The 22630-nt window shown below is 72.1% G+C and carries 21 protein-coding genes; 9 read left to right on the top strand and 12 right to left on the bottom strand.

All coding sequences use genetic code 11. The annotated features are described in order from the left end of the window. From ABZS66_RS49110 to ABZS66_RS49100, 3 genes are all read right to left on the bottom strand, one after another. Nucleotides 1–456 (bottom strand): AAA family ATPase (locus ABZS66_RS49110; RefSeq protein ID WP_354769959.1); only part of this gene is annotated, 456 nt, incomplete at its 3' end. Nucleotides 457–512: 56 nt separating this feature from the next. Further along, on the bottom strand, nt 513–2048 hold the full coding sequence (locus ABZS66_RS49105) for a DUF5691 domain-containing protein (protein ID WP_354769957.1): 1536 nt from the start codon (nt 2046–2048) through the stop codon (nt 513–515). Continuing rightward, the gene (locus tag ABZS66_RS49100) at nt 2045–3412 is read right to left on the bottom strand and encodes an SWIM zinc finger family protein (RefSeq protein WP_354769956.1); all 1368 of its coding nucleotides are present in this window, start codon (nt 3410–3412) and stop codon (nt 2045–2047) included. Before ABZS66_RS49100 ends, ABZS66_RS49105 begins: the two co-directional genes overlap by 4 nt. A gap of 55 nt (nt 3413–3467) precedes the next feature. Here ABZS66_RS49100 and ABZS66_RS49095 point away from each other — a divergent pair, with 55 nt between their 5' ends. Beyond that, nucleotides 3468–3947, top strand: a complete 480-nt coding sequence (locus ABZS66_RS49095; protein ID WP_354769958.1) for a DoxX family protein — start codon at nt 3468–3470, stop codon at nt 3945–3947. Here ABZS66_RS49095 and ABZS66_RS49090 read toward each other — a convergent pair whose 3' ends face one another. From ABZS66_RS49090 to moaC, 4 genes are read right to left on the bottom strand one after another with little or no spacing between them, the layout of a single operon-like run. Next, entirely contained in the window at nt 3948–4361 is a 414-nt protein-coding gene (locus ABZS66_RS49090; protein ID WP_354769955.1) for a molybdenum cofactor biosynthesis protein MoaE, read from the bottom strand. Next, on the bottom strand, nt 4358–5554 hold the full coding sequence (locus tag ABZS66_RS49085) for a molybdopterin molybdotransferase MoeA (protein ID WP_354769954.1): 1197 nt from the start codon (nt 5552–5554) through the stop codon (nt 4358–4360). Before ABZS66_RS49085 ends, ABZS66_RS49090 begins: the two co-directional genes overlap by 4 nt. 16 nt (nt 5555–5570) lie before the next feature. Further along, nucleotides 5571–6038, bottom strand: a complete 468-nt coding sequence (locus ABZS66_RS49080; RefSeq protein ID WP_354769953.1) for a MogA/MoaB family molybdenum cofactor biosynthesis protein — start codon at nt 6036–6038, stop codon at nt 5571–5573. Further along, complete coding sequence (gene moaC / locus ABZS66_RS49075; protein ID WP_354769952.1) at nt 6035–6508, bottom strand: cyclic pyranopterin monophosphate synthase MoaC; 474 nt, start codon at nt 6506–6508, stop codon at nt 6035–6037. The genes ABZS66_RS49080 and moaC overlap by 4 nt, the downstream gene beginning before the upstream one ends. A 375-nt stretch (nt 6509–6883) precedes the next feature. Here moaC and ABZS66_RS49070 point away from each other — a divergent pair, with 375 nt between their 5' ends. The 3 genes from ABZS66_RS49070 to ABZS66_RS49060 are packed head-to-tail and all read left to right on the top strand — an operon-like array spanning nt 6884 to nt 11196. Further along, entirely contained in the window at nt 6884–9409 is a 2526-nt protein-coding gene (locus tag ABZS66_RS49070; protein WP_354769951.1) for a bifunctional diguanylate cyclase/phosphodiesterase, read from the top strand. Beyond that, nucleotides 9397–10563, top strand: a complete 1167-nt coding sequence (locus tag ABZS66_RS49065; protein ID WP_354769950.1) for a glycosyltransferase 87 family protein — start codon at nt 9397–9399, stop codon at nt 10561–10563. The genes ABZS66_RS49070 and ABZS66_RS49065 overlap by 13 nt, the downstream gene beginning before the upstream one ends. A 9-nt stretch (nt 10564–10572) precedes the next feature. After that, the gene (locus ABZS66_RS49060; RefSeq protein ID WP_354769949.1) at nt 10573–11196 is read left to right on the top strand and encodes a phosphoribosyltransferase family protein; all 624 of its coding nucleotides are present in this window, start codon (nt 10573–10575) and stop codon (nt 11194–11196) included. Between the two features lie 453 nt (nt 11197–11649). On the opposite strand, the gene dnaB is transcribed toward ABZS66_RS49060, so the two are convergent. Then, the gene (gene dnaB, locus ABZS66_RS49055; protein WP_354769948.1) at nt 11650–14502 is read right to left on the bottom strand and encodes a replicative DNA helicase; all 2853 of its coding nucleotides are present in this window, start codon (nt 14500–14502) and stop codon (nt 11650–11652) included. A 335-nt stretch (nt 14503–14837) separates the two neighbouring features. On the opposite strand from dnaB, the gene ABZS66_RS49050 reads away from it, so the two are divergent. Further along, nucleotides 14838–15587 carry a hypothetical protein gene (locus tag ABZS66_RS49050; RefSeq protein ID WP_354769947.1) on the top strand — a complete coding sequence of 250 codons (750 nt, stop codon included), beginning with the start codon at nt 14838–14840 and terminating at the stop codon, nt 15585–15587. A gap of 145 nt (nt 15588–15732) precedes the next feature. Beyond that, nucleotides 15733–17256, top strand: coding sequence for a von Willebrand factor type A domain-containing protein (locus ABZS66_RS49045; protein WP_354769946.1), 1524 nt, complete (start codon nt 15733–15735; stop codon nt 17254–17256). Nucleotides 17257–17319: 63 nt separating this feature from the next. Here the strand turns inward: ABZS66_RS49045 and rplI are convergent, their stop codons facing one another. The 4 genes from rplI to rpsF form a co-directional block, all read right to left on the bottom strand. Then, the gene (gene rplI, locus ABZS66_RS49040; RefSeq protein WP_354769945.1) at nt 17320–17769 is read right to left on the bottom strand and encodes a 50S ribosomal protein L9; all 450 of its coding nucleotides are present in this window, start codon (nt 17767–17769) and stop codon (nt 17320–17322) included. 14 nt (nt 17770–17783) lie between these two features. Further along, nucleotides 17784–18023, bottom strand: a complete 240-nt coding sequence (gene rpsR, locus ABZS66_RS49035) for a 30S ribosomal protein S18 (RefSeq protein WP_354769944.1) — start codon at nt 18021–18023, stop codon at nt 17784–17786. Nucleotides 18024–18084: 61 nt separating this feature from the next. Next, the gene (locus tag ABZS66_RS49030; protein WP_354769943.1) at nt 18085–18618 is read right to left on the bottom strand and encodes a single-stranded DNA-binding protein; all 534 of its coding nucleotides are present in this window, start codon (nt 18616–18618) and stop codon (nt 18085–18087) included. A gap of 104 nt (nt 18619–18722) precedes the next feature. After that, nucleotides 18723–19013, bottom strand: coding sequence for a 30S ribosomal protein S6 (gene rpsF, locus ABZS66_RS49025; RefSeq protein WP_033359943.1), 291 nt, complete (start codon nt 19011–19013; stop codon nt 18723–18725). Between the two features lie 433 nt (nt 19014–19446). On the opposite strand from rpsF, the gene ABZS66_RS49020 reads away from it, so the two are divergent. The 3 genes from ABZS66_RS49020 to ABZS66_RS49010 all read left to right on the top strand — a co-directional run. Next, nucleotides 19447–20220 carry a deoxyribonuclease IV gene (locus ABZS66_RS49020; protein ID WP_354769942.1) on the top strand — a complete coding sequence of 258 codons (774 nt, stop codon included), beginning with the start codon at nt 19447–19449 and terminating at the stop codon, nt 20218–20220. A gap of 23 nt (nt 20221–20243) precedes the next feature. Continuing rightward, a complete protein-coding gene (locus ABZS66_RS49015) occupies nt 20244–22277 on the top strand; it encodes a hypothetical protein (protein WP_354769941.1) in 2034 nt (677 codons plus the stop codon). A 156-nt stretch (nt 22278–22433) separates the two neighbouring features. Next, nucleotides 22434–22630: hypothetical protein (locus ABZS66_RS49010; protein ID WP_354769940.1), on the top strand; the 197-nt coding region annotated here is incomplete at its 3' end.

Here is a 22630-nt window from a genome sequence, read left to right as displayed (position 1 = left end):
CTCGATGCGGGCGATCTGCCCGTCGGCCATGGCCCGCAGGACCGGGCTCGGCACCAGGGCGGCCCGGGTCGGGCCCTCGGAGAGCAGGCGGGCGTAGTTCCACCCGTAGCGGATCGCCTCCTCGGGCGTGCCGGCGGTGCCCTGGACGAGCAGCGTCGAGTCGCCGCTGACGGCCGCCGCGAGGTGCTCGGACACCCAGGTCTTGGCGGTGCCGGGCACGCCGAGCAGCAGCAGCGCCCGGTCGGTGGCGAGCGTGGCGACGGCGATCTCCATGAGCCGGCGCGGCCCGACGTACTTCGGCACGACCACCGACCCGTCGGCCGCAGTGCCGCCCAGCAGATACGTGACGACGGCGGCGGGGGAGAGCCGCCAGCCGGGCGGGCGCGGGCGGTCGTCACCGGCGGCGAGCGCGGCCAGCTCGGCCGCGAACTCGTCCTCGGCGTGGCGGCGCTGCACGGCCTCGGCAACGGGCGCGCCGTCGACGTGCGCGGCGGTGACATCCACTGTGCTGGTCACGCGAGCTCCTTGAGCATGTCGTGGCGGAACCGGAGGGTGTCGGCGAAGCGGCCGACGATGGAGGACATCGGGTCGTCGGAGGACAAACCGCCCGCGAGCGCGACGGCCCGGCCGGCGGTGTCGGCGGGCAGCCGCAGCGCGGCCAGCTCGCACAGCCCGGCCAGGCGCCAGCCGGCCGAGCGGCGGCCGCCGAGGTCGTCGAGCGCGCCGAACACGGCCTCGACCAGCGCCGGGGGCCACGGCCGGGGGCACAGCTCGAGCACGTGCTCGACGCCGACCGCGGCGGCGCCGGCCAGCCCGCGGCGCAGCACCTCGACGGCGATCGCGGACAGGGCGTCGGAGGGCAGCGCGTCGTAGAGCGCCTCGAGGAGCAGCCGGTCGTCGGGCCGGCCGCCGGCGGCGACCTCCTCGGTGAGCTGGCCGGTGAGCGCGGTGGCCCACCGCGGGTCGCGCTGGGCGGCGGCGGCCCGGGCCAGCCCGCGGCGCAGCACGGCCGCCCACTCGGGTGTGACCGGCAGCCGCAGGAACTCGCCGGGCTCGCCCCAGACCCGCAGCGGCGTGCGGGTGAGCAGCTCCTCCAGCCACCAGGCCCGCTCGCCGACCCCGGCCGGCGGGCGCGGCGCGATGCCGTCGCGGCGCATGCCCTTGTCGCACGCGGTGGGCGGGTTGATGACGACGCGGCCGCCCTGGACCCGCACGCAGGCGGTGGACCGATCGGTCATCCGCTGCGCGTATCCACTGTCGGGCAGCAGGGCCAGCAGCTCGACGGCGGCGACCCGCACCTCCTTGCGCCGGTCGTCGAGCCCGGTCTCCAGCAGCCCCTGGTCGTCGGCCGACAGGCCGGTGGCGAGCGCGCCGAGCAGCGCGGCCCGGTCGTCGGGCGTCTCGGCCGGCCACGCGGCGGCCAGCAGCTCGCGGGCGCGGGCCGGGTCGCGGCGGCGCAGCGCGGTCAGATACCCGACCCGGCGCCCGATGGCGCCCAGCTCCCACACGGCGGGGTCGTCGGGCGGGGCGTCGCCCCCGGCGACGGTGCCGAGGAAGCCCCACTCGGGGCGCTGGGCGGCCAGCCAGGCGGCCCGCGGCCCGCCCGCGTCGGCGATGAGCGGACGCAGCGCGCGGTGCTTGCGCCCGGTCTCGAGCAGGGCCGGCAGCAGCTCGCCGGGCACCCGGCGGCCCCGGGCGGCGCCGAGCCACTCGGCGAGCAGCTCCAGGCGGCCGTCGGCGTCGCGGACCGGCACGGCGTTGGCCGCGCCATACCCCGCGGCGTCCACGGACAGCAGATCCGCCGCCCGGGCCGCCGCCACCCAGGGCACGAGCGGCCGGTCGGCGTCGTCGGGCGCGGGCTCGGGCACGGTCAGGCCGCGGCGCGGCGCGATGCCGGCCCGCCGATACAGCGTCAGGGCGCCGGCCGCGTCGAGCAGCGCCTCCGCCGGGTCGCCGTGCGGGTCGACGCCGGGCGGCGGCACGCGCCGCTGGGTGCCGACGAGCGCGGTGGCGAGCACGTCGCTCCAGTCGGGAAGGCGCTCGGTCACAGCCGCACCAGCCGCTGCTCGGACCAGACGCCCAGCGGGCGGAAGCCGCCCGCGGACCATTCGCCGGTCACGGTCGCCGGCCGCCCGGCGGTCACGGCGACCAGCCGCCACGGCTCCCCGGCGGCCGGGTCGACCGGCAGCCCGGCACCGGCCACGTCGGCGAGCAGCCAGGTGCCGCCGTCGTGGACCGGGGTGACCGCGTCGAGGACCATCGGCCAGTAGTCGAGCCAGGGGTCGCCGGCCAGCGCCTCCGCGTGGGCCCGCAGGGACTCCTCGATGCCGGCCGCGCCGGCGATGGTGTGCATGCGCTCGGGCGGCGCGTGCCGCTTGGCGATCAGCGCCCGGGCGGGCTGCCCGCCCGGATAGAGGCAGACGTCGGCGTCGAACTCGGTGCCCGGCAGCAGGTCGATCGGCAGCGACTGGCCGGCGACGGCGAACGACAGCACCAGCAGCGGCCGCCCCGACCCGGCGCCGCGCAGCCAGGCCCGCCGGACGGTCAGCTGATCCTCGATCTCGTCGCGGACACCGTGGACCTGCCAGCGCTCCCGCACGGCCGGCCCGGCGAGCACTGTCTCGGTCGCGATCGGCAGCCCGACCCGCATGCGCACGCTCGCGGCGAGCTCCTCGGGCAGGTCGTCGAGCCGCCGATAGCCGCCGACGAGCAGCCGCAGCCGGGCCAGCTCGCCGAGGAGACGCTCGGGGGAGCCGGTGACGGCCGACGCCCGGCGCAGGATGCCGGCGGCACCGGTGGCCTGGGCGTCGACGAGCCGGGCGGTCATCGTGTCCCAGTGCGCGTAGCCGTTCTTGGCCACGGTCGCCAGCCCGGCCCGCGCCTGGTCGGCGAGCCAGCGGTCGAGCTCGTCGAGGCCGGCCGAGATCCGGTCGGCCCGCCTGGCCTGGGACTTCTCACTCGGCGCAGCGCGGGACGATGGCGATGTTCCACGTGAATCCGACGCATCCACCCCTTCCCGCCCGGCGGCCCGGTCGGCCGCGCGCTCGGCGCGGACGGCCCGCGACTCCTGCCACTGCTGCACCCAGGCCGGCGCGGGCGCCTCGGCGACGCTGCCCGAGGACCAGCGCAGCAGCAGGCCGAGCGAGTGCTTGCAGGGAAACTTGCGGCTGGGGCAGCTGCACCGGAAGGCGGGCTCGGTCAGGTCGACCGCCGCCTGATAGGGCGTGGATCCGCTGCCCTGGCACAGGCCCCAGAGGGTCGGGGGAAGGTCGTCGCTCGCGCTGAGGCCGGTCTCCAACCAGGCCCGGTCGCCGGCGAGCCCGCGCGCCGCCCGCTGCGCGGACGAGTCGGGTGCCAGTGCCATCACCTGGTCGGTGGTCCAGACCGTGGTGACCGTCGCTGTTTCGGTCATGCCGCCAACCGTAGTGAGGGGGTACGACAATACGCCGCTGGGTATTCAACCCGTCATGAGACCCGTGCGCACAGTGGCCCGCTCGGCGCTGGCCGCGATTTTTGTCATCCAGGGCTGGGATGCTCTTGTGAACCCGGAACGGCTGGTCAAACCAGCACAAAAGGTCGCCGACCGGCTTCAGGCGGACCCGAAGACCCTGGTCCGGGTAAACGGCGCGGCCCAGGTCGCGGGCGGTGTGCTGTTGGCCACCGGCCGCGCGACGACCCCGGGCGCGCTGCTGCTGGCCGGGTCGTTGGTGCCGACGACGTACGCCGGACATCCGTTCTGGACGGTCGAGGACCCGGCGCAGCGCTCGGCGCAGCGCATCAACTTCCTCAAGAACGTGGGCCTCTTCGGCGGCCTGCTGTTCGCGGCGCTCGACAAGGAGGGCCGGCCGGGCCTCGGCTGGCGGGCCCGCCACGCGGCGCACGACGCCCGCCGGACGGCCCGAGTGGCCATGCTGGCCACCCGTGCCCGCCGCAAGGCAGGCCGCTAGCTACGGGCAGTTCACCCATTCCTCGGTACCGTCGGCGAAGACCTGGCGCTTCCAGACCGGAAGCCGCGCCTTGACCTCGTCGACGAGCCGCGCACAGAGGGCGAACGCCTCGGCGCGGTGTGCCGTCGACACGGCCGCCGCCAGCGCGACGTCGCCGATCTCCAGCCGGCCGACGCGGTGCGACACTGCGATCGCGTGCACGGCGGGGTCGGCGCCGATCTCGGCCGCGATCTCGGCCAGGATGGCGCCGGCGCTGGGGTGGCCCTCGTACTCCAGCTCCAGCACGCCGCGACCGCCGTCGTGGTCGCGGACGACACCCGCGAACGACACGACCGCGCCGGCCGCGCGATGCCCGACGGCCCGCTCGTGCTCGCCGACGTCGAGTGCCTCAGTCGTGACGACGGCCGTGATCAAGCTCGTTCTCCATCCAGGATTGGCAGCGGTACCACGAGCGCCTGCTCACCCGCGACCCCCCTCGACCCGGGCGGGACGACCGCGAAGCCGAACGAGTTCGCCAGCCCCCGCAGCATCGACGAGCCGACGTGGGGCACGGGATGCGCGCGGCCGTCGACCATCCGGACCAGGGCCAGGTGGGTGTAGTCGCCGCGCCCCGGCACGTCGGCGCCGAGGGTCACGGTGCCGAGCGGCGGCAGCGGGCGTCCGGTCAGCCCCGCGAGCAGTGGAAGTACCAGAGAAACCAATGCCACGAAGGTGGACTGGGGGTTGCCGGGCAGGCCCGCGACGAACTGCCCGCCGGGGAGCCGGGCGACCAGCATCGGGAAGCCGGGTCGGACGGCGACGGTGTTCACCACGTACTCGGCGCCGAGCTCGGCCAGCGCCGGGTGCAGGTGGTCGACCGGGCCGTGCATCGTGCCGCCGGTGGTGCAGACGACCTGGGCGCCGGCGTCGATCGCGGACCGCAGCGCCGCGACGTGGTCGGCGAGGGTGTCGGCGACGGGCGCGCGGACGGTGACGACCTCGGTGCCAGCGCGGCGCAGCCAGGCGGGCAGCGACGGGCCGAGCGCGTCGCGGACCCGCCCGTTGCCGGGCAGGCCGCTGGTGAGCAGCTCGTCGCCGAACACCAGCAGGGCCGCCTTCGGTGCGGGGCGGCAGTTCAGCGCGTCGTAGCCACAGGAGGCGGCCAGCCCGATCACGCCGGGCGTGACCGGCGTGCCGGCGGGGAGCAGCTCCTCGCCACGATCGGCCTCCTCGCCGGGCCGGCGCCAGTCGGGCAGCTTGCGGGCGGTGCCCTCGTGGACATTGTCGAGGTCGTACTTCGAGTCCTCGATCCGGATCACCGCGTCGGTGCCGGCCGGAACCATGCCGCCGGTGGCGATCTCGACGCAGGTGCCGGGCGCGGTCAACGGCTCGGCGTGGTCGCCGGCCAGGATTTGTCCGATGATCCGCCAGGGCGCCGGCCCGCGCACCGCCCAGCCGTCCACGCTGGACGTCGGGAACGCGGGCAGGTCGGTGAGGGTCACGAGCGGGTCGGCGAGGGTCAGCCCGTCGGCCTCGACGAGCGGGACGGGCGTGGGGCCCGGCGCGGCGGCCGAGCCGGCCGCGAACACCGTCTTGCGGGCGTCGGCCCACGCGATCGGTAACGTCACGGGTCGAGCCTAGCTTTCAGTGGTCGCCGCCCCGCAGTTGGTCGACGGCGTGCGCGAGGATCGGGCCGAGCACGGCCAGCCCGTCCTTGGCGCCGCCCCTGGACCCGGGCAGGTTGACGATCAGCGTGCGCCCGGCGACGCCGGCGAGTCCGCGGGAGAGCACCGCGGTCGGCACCTTGGCGGCGCCGGCCGCGCGGATCGCCTCGGCGATGCCGGGCACCTCGTAGTCGATCACCCGCCGGGTCATCTCGGGGGTGGCGTCGGTGGGCGTGACGCCCGTGCCGCCGCTGGTGAGCACCACGTCGGCGCCCTCGGCGACGGCAGCGCGCAGGGCGGCCTCCACCGGCGGGCCGTCGGGGACGACGACCGGCTCGCCGACCTCGCAGCCGAGTTCGAGCAGGCCGGCGACCAGCAGCGGACCGCTCGTGTCGGCATAGACGCCGGCGGACGCGCGGTTGGACGCGACGACGACCACGGCTTTCACGGGCGCTCCCACAGTCCGGTCTTCCCGCCTTCCTTGCGCAGGACCCGCACCGCCTCGAGCGAGGCGGCGGGATCGATGGCCTTGATCATGTCGATGAGCGCGAGGCCGGCCGCCGCGACCGCGGTCAGCGCCTCCATCTCGACGCCGGTGCGGTCGGCGGTCCGGGCGGTCACCTCAATGTCGACCGCGTCATCACGGAGCGTCAACTCGACGGTGACTCCGTGCAGGGCGATCGGATGGCACAACGGAATGAGATCGGGCGTGCGCTTTGCGCCCATGATCCCGGCGATCCGCGCCACCGCGAGCGCGTCACCCTTCGGCAGCGCACCGTCACGCAGAAGGTTCACGACATCGGCGCTGGTCTGGACATATCCCGCGGCGACGGCTCGGCGGGCGGTCACGTCCTTGGCGGTGACGTCAACCATCCGGGCCGCGCCCGAAGCGTCCACATGGGTCAGCTCTTGGGGCACAGCGTGAGCTTATCCACCCGGCCGGACGACCGCCGGATCGGCGTTCTATCAGGCACGCTATGGGGAAGCCGCGTCGATTTAGCTGCACGGAGCGTGACTCCGTGGCTACCAAATCGGTACAAGCTCTGCCCTTCTTCGCAAACTGTGATTCGACCGACAAATAGGTATAGGCAACTTGCGTTCTGCATCCTAGGCTTCGTTCATCGCAGTGAACGTTGATGAACATCGATGTCTCGTCTGCGCACGGGGGGTCGTCATCCGCGAGAACGACCTTTTAGGGGCAGAAATGAAGGCTTGGGACTGGACCTGATCCCGCAACCCGCTCAGCGGGTTGACAACCGGGTGGCGCCATCGGACACGATGAGCGCAGACGCGATGCAGAATCAACCGCGAACCGACGACGCGACCAACCGGCGCCTGTGGCGCCTCGTTGGTCCCGTCGTCGTCGGCGGGACGATCGCCGGCCTCTGGTCTCTGTGGCACGTCGCCGACTACGACCAGCTCGCCGCCTACATGACCATACCCATCGCGCTCATGATCGCGAGCGGGTTCGTCCTCATCGAGATCCGCGTGCGGTCGATGACCGTGTCCGGCGCCCCGACCGCGGCCGTGCTGACCGTCGCGACGGCATTCCTGCCGCCGCCCATGGTCATCCTGTCGGCGCTGTGCGGCTGGTTCCTCAACCAGCTCGCCCACCGGCGCACCGATCCGATGAAGACCAGCTTCAACGTCGCCAAGGAGACCCTGGCGGCCACCGCGACGACGTTCACCGCCGCCGCCTTCGGCGTCCGGCCGATCCTCCTCCACGACGACGTGTCGCTGGCCAGCCTCATTCCCGGCATGGTGCTCGGCGCGGTCGCGTACGCGCTGGTCGACGAGCTCGTCGCGCAGGGTCTGTTCGCCATCGTGACGCACACGCCGTACCGTCAACGCCTCCTCGCACACTGGAACGCCCTCACCATCAGCCGGATCGGCCAGCTCGGCGTGGCGATCGCGACGGTCGCGGCCTACCAGGTGAGCAAGTGGCTCCTTCTGGTGCTCCCGCCGCTGGTCCTCGCCATCCACCTCGCCTCCGCCAGCCGCGTCAAAGCGCGCCAGGGCAACGAGGCGTGGCAGCGCCTCGCCGAGGCCACCGACGAGTTCAACTCCGTCGACCAGACCGCCGTGCTCTACGCCGCGGTCCGGCGTGCCGCCGACCTCTTCTCCACCGACGAGGTCGAGGTCGAGATCCACCCGCCGACGGGGGAGCCGCGGCTCGTGCGCAGCAACGGCCGGGAGATCCTCTTCGACGGCATCCCGCTCGACGCCCCGACCGCCGACGGGTTCATGATCCCGATCGCGCTGGAGAGCTACCGCGGCGACGCCGACCTCGGCGAGCTGCGCCTGCGGTTCCGCGGCCCGGTCAAGCTCTCCGAGCGCGAGAACTACACGCTGCGCACCTTCGCCGCCGCCCTCTGCACCGCCATCCGCAACGCCGCCACCCACGCCGAGACGCAGCGGCTCGCCGAGAGCCACGCCCGTGCCGCCGCCCAGGACCCGCTCACGCACCTCGCCAACCGCCGGCGGCTCCAGCAGTACGGCGATGAGGTCCTCTCCTCGACCGGTCCCGGCAGCGGCATCGTCGGCGTGATGCTCATCGACCTCAACCACTTCAAAGAGGTCAACGACACCCTCGGCCACGCCGCCGGCGACCGCGTCCTCACCACCGTCGCCGAACGGCTCGTCGACGCCGCCCGCCCCGGCGACCTGGTCGCCCGCTTCGGCGGCGACGAGTTCGCCGTCATCCTCGCCGGGCTCAGCGCCCCCGCCCTCGCCGAGGTCCGCGCCCACGCCATCCTCGACGCCCTCGCCCCGCCGATCCTGCTCGACGACATGCGGATCAGCGTCGAGGCCAGCTGCGGCGTCACCACCGCCGGCAGCGGCAGCATCGGCGAGCTGCTGCGCCGCGCCGACGTCGCCATGTACCAGGCCAAACAGGAGGGCCAGCGGGTCGTCGTCTACGCGCACGCCCGCGACACCGCCGACGTCGGCTCCCTCACCCTCGGCGGCGACCTGGCCCGCGCCGTCGCCGAGCGGCAGTTCACGGTCAACTTCCAGCCGATCGTCGACCTCGCCAGCGGCCAGGTCATCGCCGCCGAGGCACTCACCCGCTGGCACCACCCCGACCGCGGCGACCTCGCCCCCGACCGCTTCCTCGGCGCCATCGAGCGCTCCGGCCAGCTGGCCGCGTTCGCCGACGCCGTCCTCGACCAGGCGCTGCTCGCCGCCTCGCTGTGGTCCGACGCCGGCCACACGATCCCCGTCGCGGTCAACGTCTCCGCCCGCAGCCTGCTCGACCCGTCGTTCCCCGACGCCGTCGCCCGCCGCCTCGGCGCCCGCGGAGTGCCCTCGGCATCACTCATCATCGAGATCACGGAGTCGGTGACCCTCAGCAAGCTCGAGGTCGTCGACGACGTCCTCGCCGCACTGCGCGACCAGGGCATCCGTCTCGCCCTCGACGACTTCGGCACCGGCTTCTCGTCCCTGGCCACGCTCGCCCGCGTGCCCGTCGACGAACTCAAGATCGACCGCAGCTTCGTCGCCGCGATGAACACCTCCGCCCCCGGCGCCGTCGTCCGCTCCACCATCGACCTCGGCCGCAGCCTCGACCTCCTCGTCGTCGCCGAGGGCGTCGAGCGCGAGGAGCAGCGCCAGCAACTCTGGGAGCTGGGCTGCCCGGCCGGCCAGGGCCACCTCTTCGCCCGCGCGATGCCGGCCGACCGCCTCCTCGCCGCCCTCCGCCGCGGCGGCGGCGCCCTCGCCGCGCCCCTGCACGACACCGGCGCCGTAATCCGCATGTCCCGCAGCCGCCGCACCCGCCGCGCCGGCGCCGGCGAGCCCGGACAAGAATGGTCGACATAACCACCCGCCTGTACGACTCCGCCTTCTACGCGCTCTGCGCCGCCTTCGCCGGCGTCACCGCCCTGACGTCGACCCTGCTGCCGCACCGCGCATGGGGCGCGATCGCCTGGGTGGGCTACCTCGTCGGCGCCCTTATCGCGGTCAGCGGCCTGGTCCAGCGCACCCGCCTGGCCTGGCTGGTCTTCGCGCTCACCGCGCTCGTGCCGCTGGTCACCCAGGCCGTCCAGCGCGCCGCCGGCCGCGCCGACCGCGCCCAGGAAGAGGTCCTGGTCGTCGAGCAGGCGGCCGTCCGCCTCGTCCACCACGGCACCCCGTACCTCGACCGCACCGCGATCGGCGCCCTCCCCGACCCACTCCTCGGCTACACCCCCTACCAACCCGGGATGGCCGTCTTCGGCCTGCCGCGCGCCGCGTTCGGCCCGGCCTGGTGGACAGATGCCCGCATCTGGTTCGCGATCGCCACGATCGGGATCATCTGGTACTCCATGCGCCTCCTGGGCCCACGCCCGCTCATCGCCCTGGCCGTCCTGGCCCTCCCGCTGGCGACGCTGACCCTCGCCACCGGCGGCGACGACCTGCCGGTCCTCGCGCTGGGTGTGCTGGCGGTCGCGCTCACGGCCCGCGAACGCTTCACGGCGGCGGGCGTCGTGATCGGCCTCGCCGGCGCCCTGAAGCTTTTCGCCCTTCCCATTGCGCTGGTACTCCTGGTGCTCGCGTGGCACACCGGCCGCCTGCAAGCGGCCTGGCGCTTCGCCGCGTTCGCGTTCGGCCTGCCAGTCCTGGCCCTGCTCCCGGCCCTGCTCATCTCCCCCGATGCGTACGTCGAGAACGTCCTGCGCTTCCCCTCCGGCCACGGCCTGGTCACCAGCCCCGCCCAGTCACCGCTGCCCGGCCACCTCATCGCGACGTCCCTGCCCGCCGGCCGGTACATCGCCCTGGCCCTCCTCCTGCTCGCAGGACTCCTCCTGGCCGGATGGCTCCTGCGCCGCCCACCCGCCACGTACCACGCCGCCGCCCTCGTCATCGCCGTCGGCCTCACCGCGGCCATCCTGCTCACCCCGACCACCCGCTTCGGCTACCTCCTCTACTCCGTCGCGTTCCTCGCAGTGTGGTGGGACCGTGACCGCGTGACGCCGGGGCACAACTCGGCGTAGACAGGAGGTATGGGTTACCGCAACCGGCTGGAGGCCGGCGCGGCACTCGCCGACCGGCTCGCCGAATACACCGACCACCCCGACGCCATCGCGCTCGGCCTGGTCCGCGGGGGCGTCCCCGTGGCCGCCGAGGTGGCCCGACGCCTCCGCATCCCGCTCGACGCCCTGGTGGTCCGCAAGCTCGGCGTGCCCTGGGCCCCCGAGGTGGCGTTCGGCGCCGTCGGCCCCGGCGGCGTGCAGGTGCTGAACAAGGAGATCTCCACCAAACTCGAACAGGACGAGATGACCCCGGTCATCCGCCACGAAAAGCACGAGCTCACCCGCCGCGAGCGCCTGTTCCGCCTGGGCCGCGGCCAGCTCGACCTCACCGGCCGCATCGCCATCGTCATCGACGACGGCCTGGCCACAGGAGCCACCGCCGAGGCCGCCGTGGCGGTGGCCCGCACACTGTCGGCCGCCACAGTCATCCTGGCCGCCCCGGTGGGCGCCACCGCAGCGGTCGACCGCCTGCGCCCACTGGCCGACGACGTGGTCTGCCCCCTGATGTCGGACGAGTTCGGCTCGGTGAGCCGCTACTACGACGACTTCCGCCAGATCCCCGACGCCGAGGTGAACCGCCTGCTGGCCGCCTGACCCACCCATTCGCAACGCACTGGGCCGGGTTGTAGTAGCCGGGTTCGCGGCGGGCGACGCACGACCGGCCGTTTACTGGCCGTCCGAACCCGTCCCAGCCGCGACGGCCCGCGCAGAGCGCCAGCCTGCCCGCCGAGCCGGCCTGCGCCGCGGGCCCAGCCCCCGCGCCGCCCGCCGCCACAAGCCCAGCGCCGTCTACTTGGCCGCGGTTCAATTCCCGACCGGCCGACTACCGTCGCACACCACCCGCGTCCGGCGGCTTCATGATCCAGGGAAACATCTGGTCGCCATGACAGCCAGATCCTTCCCTGGATCATGAAGCCAGCGGCCCCTGCTCGCGTCGCCGGAGCGCGATTCGCCGCAAAGCAGACAAAGCGGCGATCGCAGCGGCCAGCCGTTGCGGGTTGCGGCTCCCCTGCCGTCGCAACCCGCGAACGGTCGAACCGCGGCAGCCTAGATGGCCATGTCCACGAACCGCGACAGGTGCAGCTGGGCCGCGACGGTCACCGTGTCGGTCGGACCGTTACGGTGCTTGGCCACGATGAAGTCCGCCTCACCGGCCCGCGGCGACTCCTTGTCGTAGTAGTCGTCGCGGTGCAACAGGATGACCACGTCGGCGTCCTGCTCGATCGAGCCCGACTCGCGCAGGTCGGACAGCTGGGGCCGCTTGTCGGTGCGCTGCTCGGGACCACGGTTCAGCTGGCTGACCGCGACCACCGGGCACTCGACCTCCTTGGCCAGCAGCTTCAGGCCACGGGAAAGGTCGGCGACCTCCTGCTGCCGGCTCTCGGTGCGCTTCGGGCTGGTCATCAGCTGGAGGTAGTCGACGACGATCAGCTTCAGGTCGTGCCGCTGCTTGAGCCGCCGCGCCTTCGCCCGAATCTCCATGAGGTTCATGTTCGGCGTGTCGTCGACGAACAGCGGCGCCTCGCTGATCTCCCCCATCCGCCGCGCCAGCTTGGTCCAGTCGTCGTCCGAGAGCTGCCCCGACCGTAAGACGTGTAGCGGCACCCGAGCCTCAGCCGACAGCAGTCGCATGACGATCTCGACCTTCGACATTTCCAGGCTGAAGATCGCCGAGGCCATGTTGTGCTTCACGGACGCCGCCCGGCTGAAGTCCATGGCGGCCGTCGAGTTGTGGGTCGGGATCATCGAGTGACCGGCGAGATACATGTGGTCGTCGTTGTCCACCTGGATGCACCGCACCGGAACGCTCGGCACCGCCCGGATGGCGGTGACATACCGGCTGCCGCTCCGCACCGTTGACGTGGCGCGCAGTCGCTGCCGGTGCACCGTCCGCTTCCGCTTGATCCGGAACACCTCGTCGACGGTGGTGAACAGGATCGTGAAGGCGGTCGAGCTGTCTTCACTCCGCCCGTTGACGGCCTTGGTCGACATCGTGGCCCGGTAGCCGAGGCTGACGACGAGCTCGTAGACGTCGGCAGCCAGCCGCCGGGAGGTGGACGTGTACTGCACGTTGCCCGTCGGCGTCACCATGCCGTCGGTATCGAGCAGCCCGGCGAGCAGTGCCCGGCGCTGACGCTCCGAGGCGCGCAGGTAGGCGGCGGGGATGTGCTTGTTGCCGAGAACCCGGGCGGCCCGCAGGTAGCCGACGAACGACCCCCAGCGGGCGTGGCACGACCGGCAACGACGTGCGGGACCACGCGTCGCCGCGGTAACGGCGCCGCAGTGCACGCAGCCCACGGTCGGCGTGTCGGCGCCGGCGGGAAGCGCGGGCGGCTTGATCGAGAAGAGCATGTAGCCGGCCGAGGGCTCCGTCGAGAAGCCGTCGAGCTGGACGTTCGTGAGCAGGTCGGGGTCGGCGGTGGTGATGCGGGCAGCGTCGCTGTGACCGTCGCCGAGCCAGGCACCTAACGTGTATGGCGGGATCGGCAGGTCGTCACGGTCCGGCAGGTGCAGTGGCCGGCAGTTCTCGACGGCATGGTTGAGCCGGCCCTCCGGGCCGACCCGGAGCGTGGCCGCGATCTGGGCAGTCGTGACGACGTCGGGATGCACGGCCGTCGTCTCCGCGTTCACGAGCCGGTGCACCCGGTGATGCAGGGCGTCGACGAGCGCGTGCGTCGAATACGCCTGCATCGTCCGCCGCCACGGCTGGCCGCGGCGCTGGTATTCGCGCTCTACGGTGCCGGTCACCCCGACCTGGGCGGCAGCCTGGCGCAGAGTGTGCCGCAGGCGAGGGCCGGCCAGCCCGACGGCGCCGGCCCAGGTGATCATCGTGTCGGGCTTCGCGCTGACCGTCCTACGCAGCGCGTCCACGGCGCGGCGGTCGGCGTCGGGCCACGGCGCGGTCCGTGCGGCCTCCGTCCGCTGCCGGCGCTGTGCCCGGGTGCTGGTCTTCCACAGGTGCTCGGCGTCGGCGACGAGGACCGAGCCGTCGGAGAACTCGACCTCGAAGCAGGGCCGGTTGTGCAGCACGTTGAACGCCCGGACAACGGTGGTCGGCCGCCCGTCGGCACCCAGCACCCGGTCTCCGGCCTTCACCTCGCCCATCGTGGTCCAGCCGTCGGGGGTGGGCAGCGGCGTGTCGAGCGCCAGCGCCTTCCCCAGGCCGGGGCGGCCGGCAACGATGATCAACTGGCCGGCGTGGAGGCCGTTCAGAAGGCGGTCCAGATCGCTGAAGCCCGTGGGGACGCCGGTCATCATGCCGCCCTGGGCGCCGACCGCCTCGATCTCGTCCAGGGTGGGCTGGAGCATTTCGGCGAGGACGGCGAAGTCCTCGCTCACGCGCTTCTCGGTGACGTCGTAGATGGCCTGCTGGGCCAGGTCGACCACGTCGTCGACGTCGCGGCCGCCCTGGCCGCTGGCGCCGTAGCCGAGTTGGACGATGCGGGTGCCTGCCTCGATGACCCGGCGGAGGACGGCGCGCTCAGCGACGATGCGGGCGTAGTAGGAGGCGTTGGCCGCGGTCGGGACGGCGGCGAGCAGCGTGTGCAGGTAGGCGGCGCCGCCGACCTTGGAGATGGCGCCGGACGCGGTCAGCGAGGCCGCGACCGTGACGGCGTCGGCGGGCTCGCCGCGGCCGTAGAGGTCGAGGATGGCGTCGTAGATGACCGTGTGGCTCGGCTTGTAGAAGTCATGTGACTTGAGGATCTCCACCACGTCGGCCACGGCGTCCTTGGACAGCAGCATGCCCCCCAGCACGCTCTGCTCGGCCGCGACGTCCTGCGGTGGTGTCCGCTCGAAACTTTCAGCGCCGCCGCTCGGCCGCTGCTCGCGGTCGCGGCCGGGCTCGCCCGGGGTCGCTTCGTCCCACGGGTCGGTCCGTCTGTCGTCGGTGATCGACACTTCGCCCCCCTCGTCATGCCCCCGGCCATCAGTAGACCTCGGGGGTATGACAAAACCTGCGTGGCGCGTGGAGCGCCCCGCGCAACGGTATGGAGCGACTGGCGTTCGTCAAAGTTAGCCGGTGGACAAGTCTCTGGACAACCTGTGGAGAGTGCGCCTCCGGCGGTGGGAAACCCTGTGTACACAGCTGTGGATAACTGCCGTGACCAACCAGTGAAACGGCATCTGAGCTGCTGGTACTCGATCCACAGCCTGTGTGTGCGAAAAAGTGTTCGAAGTTTTTTCCGACTGTACGGCCGATGGCGATCGAGTCACGAAAGGGTGACGCTCCGGCGGTGGGATACCCGGAGTGGGACGGGTCACGCGGTGGGCGTGATCAGCAGCCGGAAACCGGTCGCTGGGACCTGCGGCAGGAGCGTTGGATCCCCCAGCAGCGTCCGCCGGAGGAGAGCGACGATTTCGGCATCGCTCCGTTCCAGGCCCGGTCGACCCGCAACCGCCCGGGCGAGGGCCGCGTCCTCGACCACGACGACTATCGAAGCGGCGAGCGCACCGGCCAGCACCGCACCGGAGAATGGGGACGCCGCGGGAACACGGGCGAGTGGGGCACCGGCGAGCACACCGGGCAGCACCGCCGTTACCAGCCCGGGCTCCCGGCCCAGGCCCGCCGCCGTCCCGTCCTGCCCGTGCCGCCGCCCCCACCTCCGCCGCCGAGCATGGAGGACGACGAGGGCGAGGAGGACGAGGGCACGAACTACATCGGTTCGTTCCTCGCGACGGCCGCGTGGTACGTGGTGCCGATCCTGGGGTACGCCGGCTGGGCCTTCACGCTGTCCGGCGATCCCCGTCCCGGGTGCGTGAACGCTTTCGGGCTGCCCTGCCCGGCGCCGCGGGCGGAGGCGTTGTCGAACCTGCTCGACAACGGTCCGCAGTTCGCCGGTTCGCTGGCGATCAGCATTACGGTCGCGATGTTCCTGGGCTGGGCCACGTCGGGCTGGCGGCCGACGGCGATCGGTTTCGCGAGCGCGGTCCTGGGCGCGGGTGTCGCGACGGTGCTGTTCGCGGTACTGGCGACGCAGTTCTGACCCGATCGGTTCCCGCCCCCTGGTCACAGCATTCTTGCGGATGGATCACCGACGCTCACGGATGCATCACTGTCCGGTTACGCTCGGAGCCGCTCGTCGGCTGGCGCCCGTCTGACTGGCCAAACACGCTTCCAGGGAGGCTTCGATGGTCAGCGGGAAATTGAAGGTCCTCGCCGTCGCGGCGGCCGTGACGGTGGGCCTGGCCGCCTGCGGCGCGGACGACGCGCCGAGCAGCAGCTCGGACAAGGCCGCGGGTGCCGGTGCGCCGGCGGCGACGGCTTACGGCGCGCCCGGGCCGGCGAACACCACCGCCGCGGTTGTGGAGGAGCGCTCGACGGGTGAGCGCCGCACGGTGGACCAGGCGATCTCGACGTTCGCGGTGGACGTCGACACGGCGTCGTACGGCTTCGCGAAGCGCCAGCTCCTGGCGGGCCAGCGGCCGGCGGCGAACACGATCCGGCCGGAGGAGTTCGTCAACTCGTTCCGGCAGGGGTACCGCGCGCCGAGCGGGAACGGCTTCGCGGTGAACGCGGATGGCGTGCGCCTGCCGGGGACGCACCGGGGGGCCGACGAGACGGCGCGGCTGCTGCGGATCGGGCTGCAGACGTCGGCGGCGCCGTCGGGTGAGCGGCGGGACGCGCAGCTGACGTTCGTCGTCGATGTCTCGGGATCGATGGCCGAGGCCGGCAAGCTCGACCTGGTGCAGCACGGCCTGCACACGCTCGTCGACCAGCTGCGGTCGACGGACTCGGTGGCGATCGTCGCGTACTCCGACAACGCCGACGTGCTGCGCCCCATGACCGCGGTCCGGGACCGTGGCGCGCTGCACACGGCGATCGACCGGCTGCGTATCGCGGGCAGCACCAACCTGGAGGCCGGGCTGTTCAAGGGGTACGACATCGCCCGGAATGCCTTTCGGACGGACGCCACCAACCGCGTGATCCTGTTGTCGGACGGCCTGCCGAACGTCGGCTCGACCGACGCGACGTCGCTGGTCCGCGAGGTGCAGGAGGCGGCGGCCAAGCAGATCACGATGATGGGCGTCGGTGTCGGCAGCGACTACGGCGACAAGTTCATGGAGCAGCTCGCCGACAAGGGTGACGGCTACGTCGTGTACGTGAGCGAGCGCGACGAGGCGGCGCGCATCTTCGTCGAGCAACTGCCGGCGGCGCTGTCGGTGCGCGCGCTCGACGCGAAGGCGCAGGTGGAGTTCAATTCGCAGACGGTGCTGTCGTACCGCCTGATCGGCTACGACAACCGCACGCTGTCGGCCTCGCAGTTCCGCGACGACCACGTCGACGGCGGTGAGGTCGGCCCGGGTCACGCGGTGACGGCGCTGTACGCGCTGCACCTGCGCCCGGGTGCCGAGGGTCACCTGGCCGACGTGCGGGTGCGCTGGCTGGACCCGCGGACCAAGGAGGCGACGGAGATCCTGCAGCCGGTGGCGGTGTCGGCGGTCGACGGCGACCTGACCGTCGCGAACGTGCCGCTGCGGGTCTGCTACGTGGCGGCCTACCTCGCCGAGGTGCTCCGCAGCAGCCAGTACGGCTCGGAGGTGCGCCTGCCGGATCTGCTCTCGCTCGTCCAGGCCGCGCGGCGCAACTCCGACGATCCGCAGGTCGCCGAACTGGAGCGGGTGGTCGAGGCGGCGGTCAAGCTCTATTCGTGATTCGCGCCGGACATGGCGAAGGGGGCCCATCGCTGGGCCCCCTTCGTGCTGGTCGTGCCGTGGCTACTTGGCCGCGGTGACCTTCAGCGTGAAGACGGCGGCGACCTCTGGGTGCAGCTTGATCTGCACCTTGTAGTCACCGACCGACTTGACGTGGCCGGGAAGCTCGAGGCGGCGGCGGTCGAGCGCCGGGCCGCCGGCCTTCTGCACGGCGTCGACGACCTCGGCCGGCGTGACCGAGCCGTAGAGCCGGCCGCCCTCGCCGGCGCGCACGGCCAGCTTGACCGTGAGGCCTTCGAGCTGGGCCTTGACCTCGTTGGCGTGGCCGAGGTCGCGGATCTCACGGGCCCCGCGGGCCCGCTTGATGACCGCGATCTCCTTCTCCGCGCCCTTGGTCCAACGGATCGCGAACCCCTGCGGGAGCAGGTAGTTGCGCCCGTAACCGTCCTTCACCTCGACGACGTCGCCGGGGGTGCCGAGGCCGGTGACCTCCTGCTTGAGGATGATCTTCATGTCTGCCCCTCCCCTTAGCGCGCGGTCGCGGTGTAGGGGAGCAGGGCCATCTCGCGCGCGTTCTTGACGGCGCGCGCGATCTGCCGCTGCTGCTGGGCGGTCACGCCCGTCACCCGCCGAGCGCGGATCTTGCCGCGGTCGGAGATGAACTTGCGCAGCAGCGCGGTGTCCTTGTAGTCGATGTAGGAGATGCCCTCTTTGTCGAGAGGGTTCACCTTCTTCTTCGGTTTGCGCAGGGCCGCAGCCTTCGCCATTGCTCTTGCTCCTGATGCCGTAGATCGGGTCCGGAGCCGATCAGGGCTCCGACCAAATCAGTTAGAACGGGGGCTCGTCGTCGAAGGATGAGCTCGACCTGCCGCCGCCACCGCCGCCGCCAGAGGCCGGGGTCGCGCTGGCCCACGGGTCATCGTTGAACCCGCCGCCACCGTTTCCACCGCCGCTGCCGCCGCCGGAGCCGAAGCCGCCGCCACCACCGGAGCTGCGCGCCATCTTCTGCACCTTGGCAGTCGCGTAGCGCAGCGAGGGGCCGATCTCGTCGACCTCCAGCTCGATGACGGTGCGCTTCTCACCCTCGCGAGTCTCGTAGGTCCGGGACTTGAGCCGACCGGACACGATCACCCGGGCACCACGCTGCAGCGACTCGGCGACGTTCTCCGCCGCCTGACGCCACACCGTGCAGGACAGGAACAGCGGCTCGCCGTCCTTCCACTCGTTGCTCTGGCGGTCCATGAACCGGGGGGTGGATGCCACCCGGAACTTGGCGACCGCGGCTCCAGATGGAGTGAAACGCAACTCAGGGTCGTCGGTCAGATTGCCGATGACCGTGATCGTGGTGTCTCCCGCTGCCATATGAGTCAACTCCTCGCGCGCTGGTGTATGGCCACCATGTCACAGGGGTCTGACACTTTTCCCGGGACACGGGGCGAAGCAGATCGATCTCGCCCAGGCCGCTGTTAGCGGACCTCGGGCCGGATGACCTTGGTGCGCAGCACGGACTCGTTAAGTCGCAGCTGACGGTCCAGCTCCGCCACGGACTCCGGCGAGGCCTGGAGGTCGATGACGGCGTAGATGCCCTCGGTCTTCTTGTTGATCTCGTACGAGAGGCGCCGGCGGCCCCACACGTCGAGCTTCTCCACCGAGCCACCCGAGGTCCGGATCACGTTGAGATACGTGTCGAGCGACGGGGCGACGGTGCGCTCCTCGAGACTGCCGTCGAGGATCACCATGATCTCGTAATGACGCAAGACGTTCTCACCTCCTACGGGCTAAGCGGCCGCGGTCCATCCGCGGCAGGAGGTCATGCGTCGTCGACCACCCCTGGGTGGTCGACCGAACCAGAGTACACGCCGTGCGTGCATGCAAAGACCGCGGGGCGCGTCATCCGCTTCTTTGGGTGGGACCTGGGGAGGAACGACCACACCGGTGCTTTGGATGACGGCGCCCCGCGGAGCTATGGAAATCGTACCTTATGCGAAGCTCGCACGTGATGACCGCTGAGCAATGATAGCCCGAATTGCGGCAATTCCCACGCCATCCGCCCAGACGGGGCACTCCATCGAGCCACACGACGACGCGGCCGGCAGGACGGAGATCGAAGCACCGCATTCAGGACGCATCGGGCGCACCCCTCGGGTTGGGTCGCGCGAAGTGTCAGTCCCACGTCGTAGGCTCTGCGGCATGCGAATCGGTGCTCACGTCGACCCCGCTGAGCCGCTGGCCGAGGCAGCCGCGCGGGGCGCGGACCTCATCCAGTTCTTCCTGACCGACCCGCAGAAGTGGCTGGATCCGAAGGACCGCCCCGACGCCGAGGCGCTGCGGTCCTCCGACGTGGACGTCTACATCCACGCGCCGTATCGGATCAACGTCGCCTCGTCGAACAACCGGATCCGCATTCCCAGCCGCAAGCTGCTGTTCAGCCACGCCGAAGGCGCGGCGAAGGTCGGCGCCAAGGGGATCATCGTGCACGGTGGCCACGTCGAGGACCCCGCCGGGCTCGACGCCGGCTTCGAGAGCTGGCGCAAGACCTTCGCCTACGCGGCCGAGCAGGGCGGCTTCAAGACGCCGGTGCTGATCGAGAACACGGCCGGCGGCGACAACGCCTGCGCGCGGCGGTTCGACTCGCTCGCCCGGCTGTGGGACGCCGTGGGTGAGTATGAGGTGGGTTTCTGCCTCGACACCTGCCACGCGCACGCCGGCGGCGAGGACCTGCTGGACATCGTCGACCGGGTCAAGTCGATCACCGGGCGGATCGACCTGATCCACGCCAACAACTCGCGCGACGGGTTCGACTCGGGTCGCGACCGGCACGACAACCTGACCGCCGGGGAGATCGACCCCGAGCTCATCGTCGCCGTCATCCGGGCGTCCGGCGCTCCGGCGCTGGTCGAGACGCCGGGTGGCACCGAGGGGCAGACCGCGGACATCGCTTATCTCCGGGAGAGGTTGGCGTGACCAACGTTTCTTCAGAGCCCGCCGTGTCGGACCCCTCCGACGAGGAAACGCCGAAGCCGCCCGTGGACGGTGGCTCGGCCGACGCTGCCGCCGACGCGAAGGCCGACGGCTCCGTCAAGGACGGTGGCGACCCCGAGCCGGGCGAAACGGCACCGGGTGACAAGGCCGAGCGCGGCGACAAGACGGAGCCGGTCGACAAGCCCGACGACAAGGCCGACGAGCCGGCCGATCCGTTCGCCGCGTTCGCGCCCCCGCCCGAGGTCGTCCCGGGCCGGGCGCGGCGGGTGACCACCCGGGTGGCCGGCGCCGTCGGGCGGTTCCTCGCGCACGAGTGGACGCTCGCCGCCATCGGCTCGGTCGTGCTCGCCGCGATCATGACCTGGCCGACGCTGAAGCACCCCGCCTCGACGATCCCGCAGGACATCTGGGACCCGACGCTGCAGGCCTGGCAGATGTCGTGGGCCGGGCACATCCTGACCACCGACCCCACCCAGCTGTGGAACGCGAACGCGTTCTTCCCCAACAAGTACAGCTACGCGTTCTCCGACACCCTGCTCGGCTATGCGCCGGCCGGCATGATCGGCAGCGGCCCGGTCGCGGCGATCGTGCGGTACAACATCATCTTCGTTCTGATCTTCGCGCTGGCCTTCTTCGGGGCCTACGCGCTCGCCCGGCAGCTCGGCGCGGGCCGCACCGGGGCCGCCGTGGCCGGCGCAGCCTTCGCCTACGCGCCGTGGCGCCTGGGGCAGGCGGGCCACCTGCACGTGCTCTCGATCGGCGGGATCGCGCTCGCGCTGGCGATGCTGGCGCGCGGGCACGGGTTCTCGCTGACCCGCGGCTACGAGCCGGACAAGCGGCGCTGGGGCTGGGTGCTCGCGGGCTGGCTGGTCGCCGCCTGGCAGATCAGCCTGGGCTTCGGCATCGGCATCCCGTTCGCGTACATGCTGCTCGGCATCGTGCTGGTGACCGCGGTCATCTGGGGCTACCGGCACCTGCGGGTGTGGGCGGTGCACCGGCCGTTCGGCTGGAAGCTGCTGCTCGCCAACCTCGGCGGCGGCCTGGTGTTCGCGGCGACGGGCGCCCTGATGGCGTATCCGTACCTCCAGGTGCTCAAGGCCCACCCCTACGCGCGGCGCAGCGAGGAGATCGTCGGGCTCTTCTCCCCGCCGTTACGGGGTTTCTTCATCTCGCCGCCGGAGTCGTGGCTGTGGGGCAACGCCTACGCGGAGGCCCGCGGGTCGCTGCCCTGGGCGCCCGAGATGGCGCTCTTACCCGGCTTCTTCCTGTACGGGCTGGCGTTCGCCGGGCTGTTCGTCTCGGCGTGGCGGCTGCGGCACCGGCTGTTCCTCGGCCTGGGCGTGGTCGTGTCGATCACCCTGGCGATGGGCACGCACGGCCCGGGCAAGGGCGAGTTCGGCTACCTGGCGCTCTACCGCGCCCTGCCGGGCTTCGACGGCATCCGCACCTCGGGCCGCCTCATGGTCTGGACGACGCTGTTCCTGGCACTGCTGGCGGCCGGCGCCGTCAGCGCGTTCGCGCAGCGGGCGGTCGAGCTCTTCGCCGACCGCACGAAGAGCGACGTGAGCACCCGTGCGGGCTTCCTGCCCCGGCTGGCGACCCTGGTGCCGCTCGTCCTGGTGCTGGCCGAGGGCCTCCACACGCCCGGCGCCCACCCGGTGGTGCCACCGGCGCCGATCGCGTTCAGCTCGCTGCAGGGCCCGATCATGGTCCTGGCGAACGACGACCTGGCCGCGGAGCTGACCGACATGAACATCATGCTGTGGAGCACGGACGGCTTCCCGCAGATGGTCAACGGCGGCAGCGGCTTCACCCCGCAGAATCAGGAGCAGATGCGCGTCACGATGAGACAGTTCCCGGACGAGGCCAGCGTCCAGGCCCTACGTGACCTGCACATCCGCACGGTCGTGGTGCTCCGCGGCAACGCCCCGGGCGGCCCCTACGCCCGCGCCATCGACGCCCCGATCGACGGCCTCGGCCTGGAGCGCACCGAGCAGGGCAACGTGATCCTCTACAAGGTCCAGGAGGAGTCCAACTAGCCGGGTCAACGGATGCCGGACTGCAGCAGGTCGAAGGCGCCGTCGGGTCCAGCCCGGCGGCCGTGAGCGTGCTGCGCCGGCTCGTCGATGTGCTCGGACATCGGACCGACGACCAGGGCCTCCTCGCTTCATGGCCGCCGGCCCGACCTCTCCGGCGTGCTTGGCAGCCGGTTCACCCTCTCGACCCGGGCCGCGACGGCGGTCGGCACGCGCCCTCTGGGCGCGCTGTCGTTCGTGCGGCCCGACACCTCACTGTGGACGATCCGCGGCCTGCCGGTGCTGCTCGGCCTCGGCTTCGGCCGGCTCATCGGCGTCATGCAGAAGGCCGCGTCGCCACACCAGGTCGGTGTGGC

This window comes from Dactylosporangium sp. NPDC005572 (assembly GCF_040605515.1).
Taxonomy (GTDB): Bacteria; Actinomycetota; Actinomycetes; order Mycobacteriales; family Micromonosporaceae; genus Dactylosporangium.
This window is presented reverse-complemented; position numbering and strand designations above follow the sequence as displayed.

What these genes read in the sequence shown, in the direction of transcription:
- ABZS66_RS49100 (WP_354769956.1), bottom strand. Translation starts at nt 3,412, where the DNA reads ATGACCGAAACAGCGACGGTCACCACGGTCTGGACCACCGACCAGGTG.
- ABZS66_RS49095 (WP_354769958.1), top strand. Translation starts at nt 3,468, where the DNA reads ATGAGACCCGTGCGCACAGTGGCCCGCTCGGCGCTGGCCGCGATTTTT.
- ABZS66_RS49070 (WP_354769951.1), top strand. Translation starts at nt 6,884, where the DNA reads ATGCAGAATCAACCGCGAACCGACGACGCGACCAACCGGCGCCTGTGG.
- ABZS66_RS49065 (WP_354769950.1), top strand. Translation starts at nt 9,397, where the DNA reads ATGGTCGACATAACCACCCGCCTGTACGACTCCGCCTTCTACGCGCTC.
- ABZS66_RS49060 (WP_354769949.1), top strand. Translation starts at nt 10,573, where the DNA reads ATGGGTTACCGCAACCGGCTGGAGGCCGGCGCGGCACTCGCCGACCGG.
- ABZS66_RS49045 (WP_354769946.1), top strand. Translation starts at nt 15,733, where the DNA reads ATGGTCAGCGGGAAATTGAAGGTCCTCGCCGTCGCGGCGGCCGTGACG.
- rplI (WP_354769945.1), bottom strand. Translation starts at nt 17,769, where the DNA reads ATGAAGATCATCCTCAAGCAGGAGGTCACCGGCCTCGGCACCCCCGGC.
- rpsR (WP_354769944.1), bottom strand. Translation starts at nt 18,023, where the DNA reads ATGGCGAAGGCTGCGGCCCTGCGCAAACCGAAGAAGAAGGTGAACCCT.
- ABZS66_RS49030 (WP_354769943.1), bottom strand. Translation starts at nt 18,618, where the DNA reads ATGGCAGCGGGAGACACCACGATCACGGTCATCGGCAATCTGACCGAC.
- ABZS66_RS49020 (WP_354769942.1), top strand. Translation starts at nt 19,447, where the DNA reads ATGCGAATCGGTGCTCACGTCGACCCCGCTGAGCCGCTGGCCGAGGCA.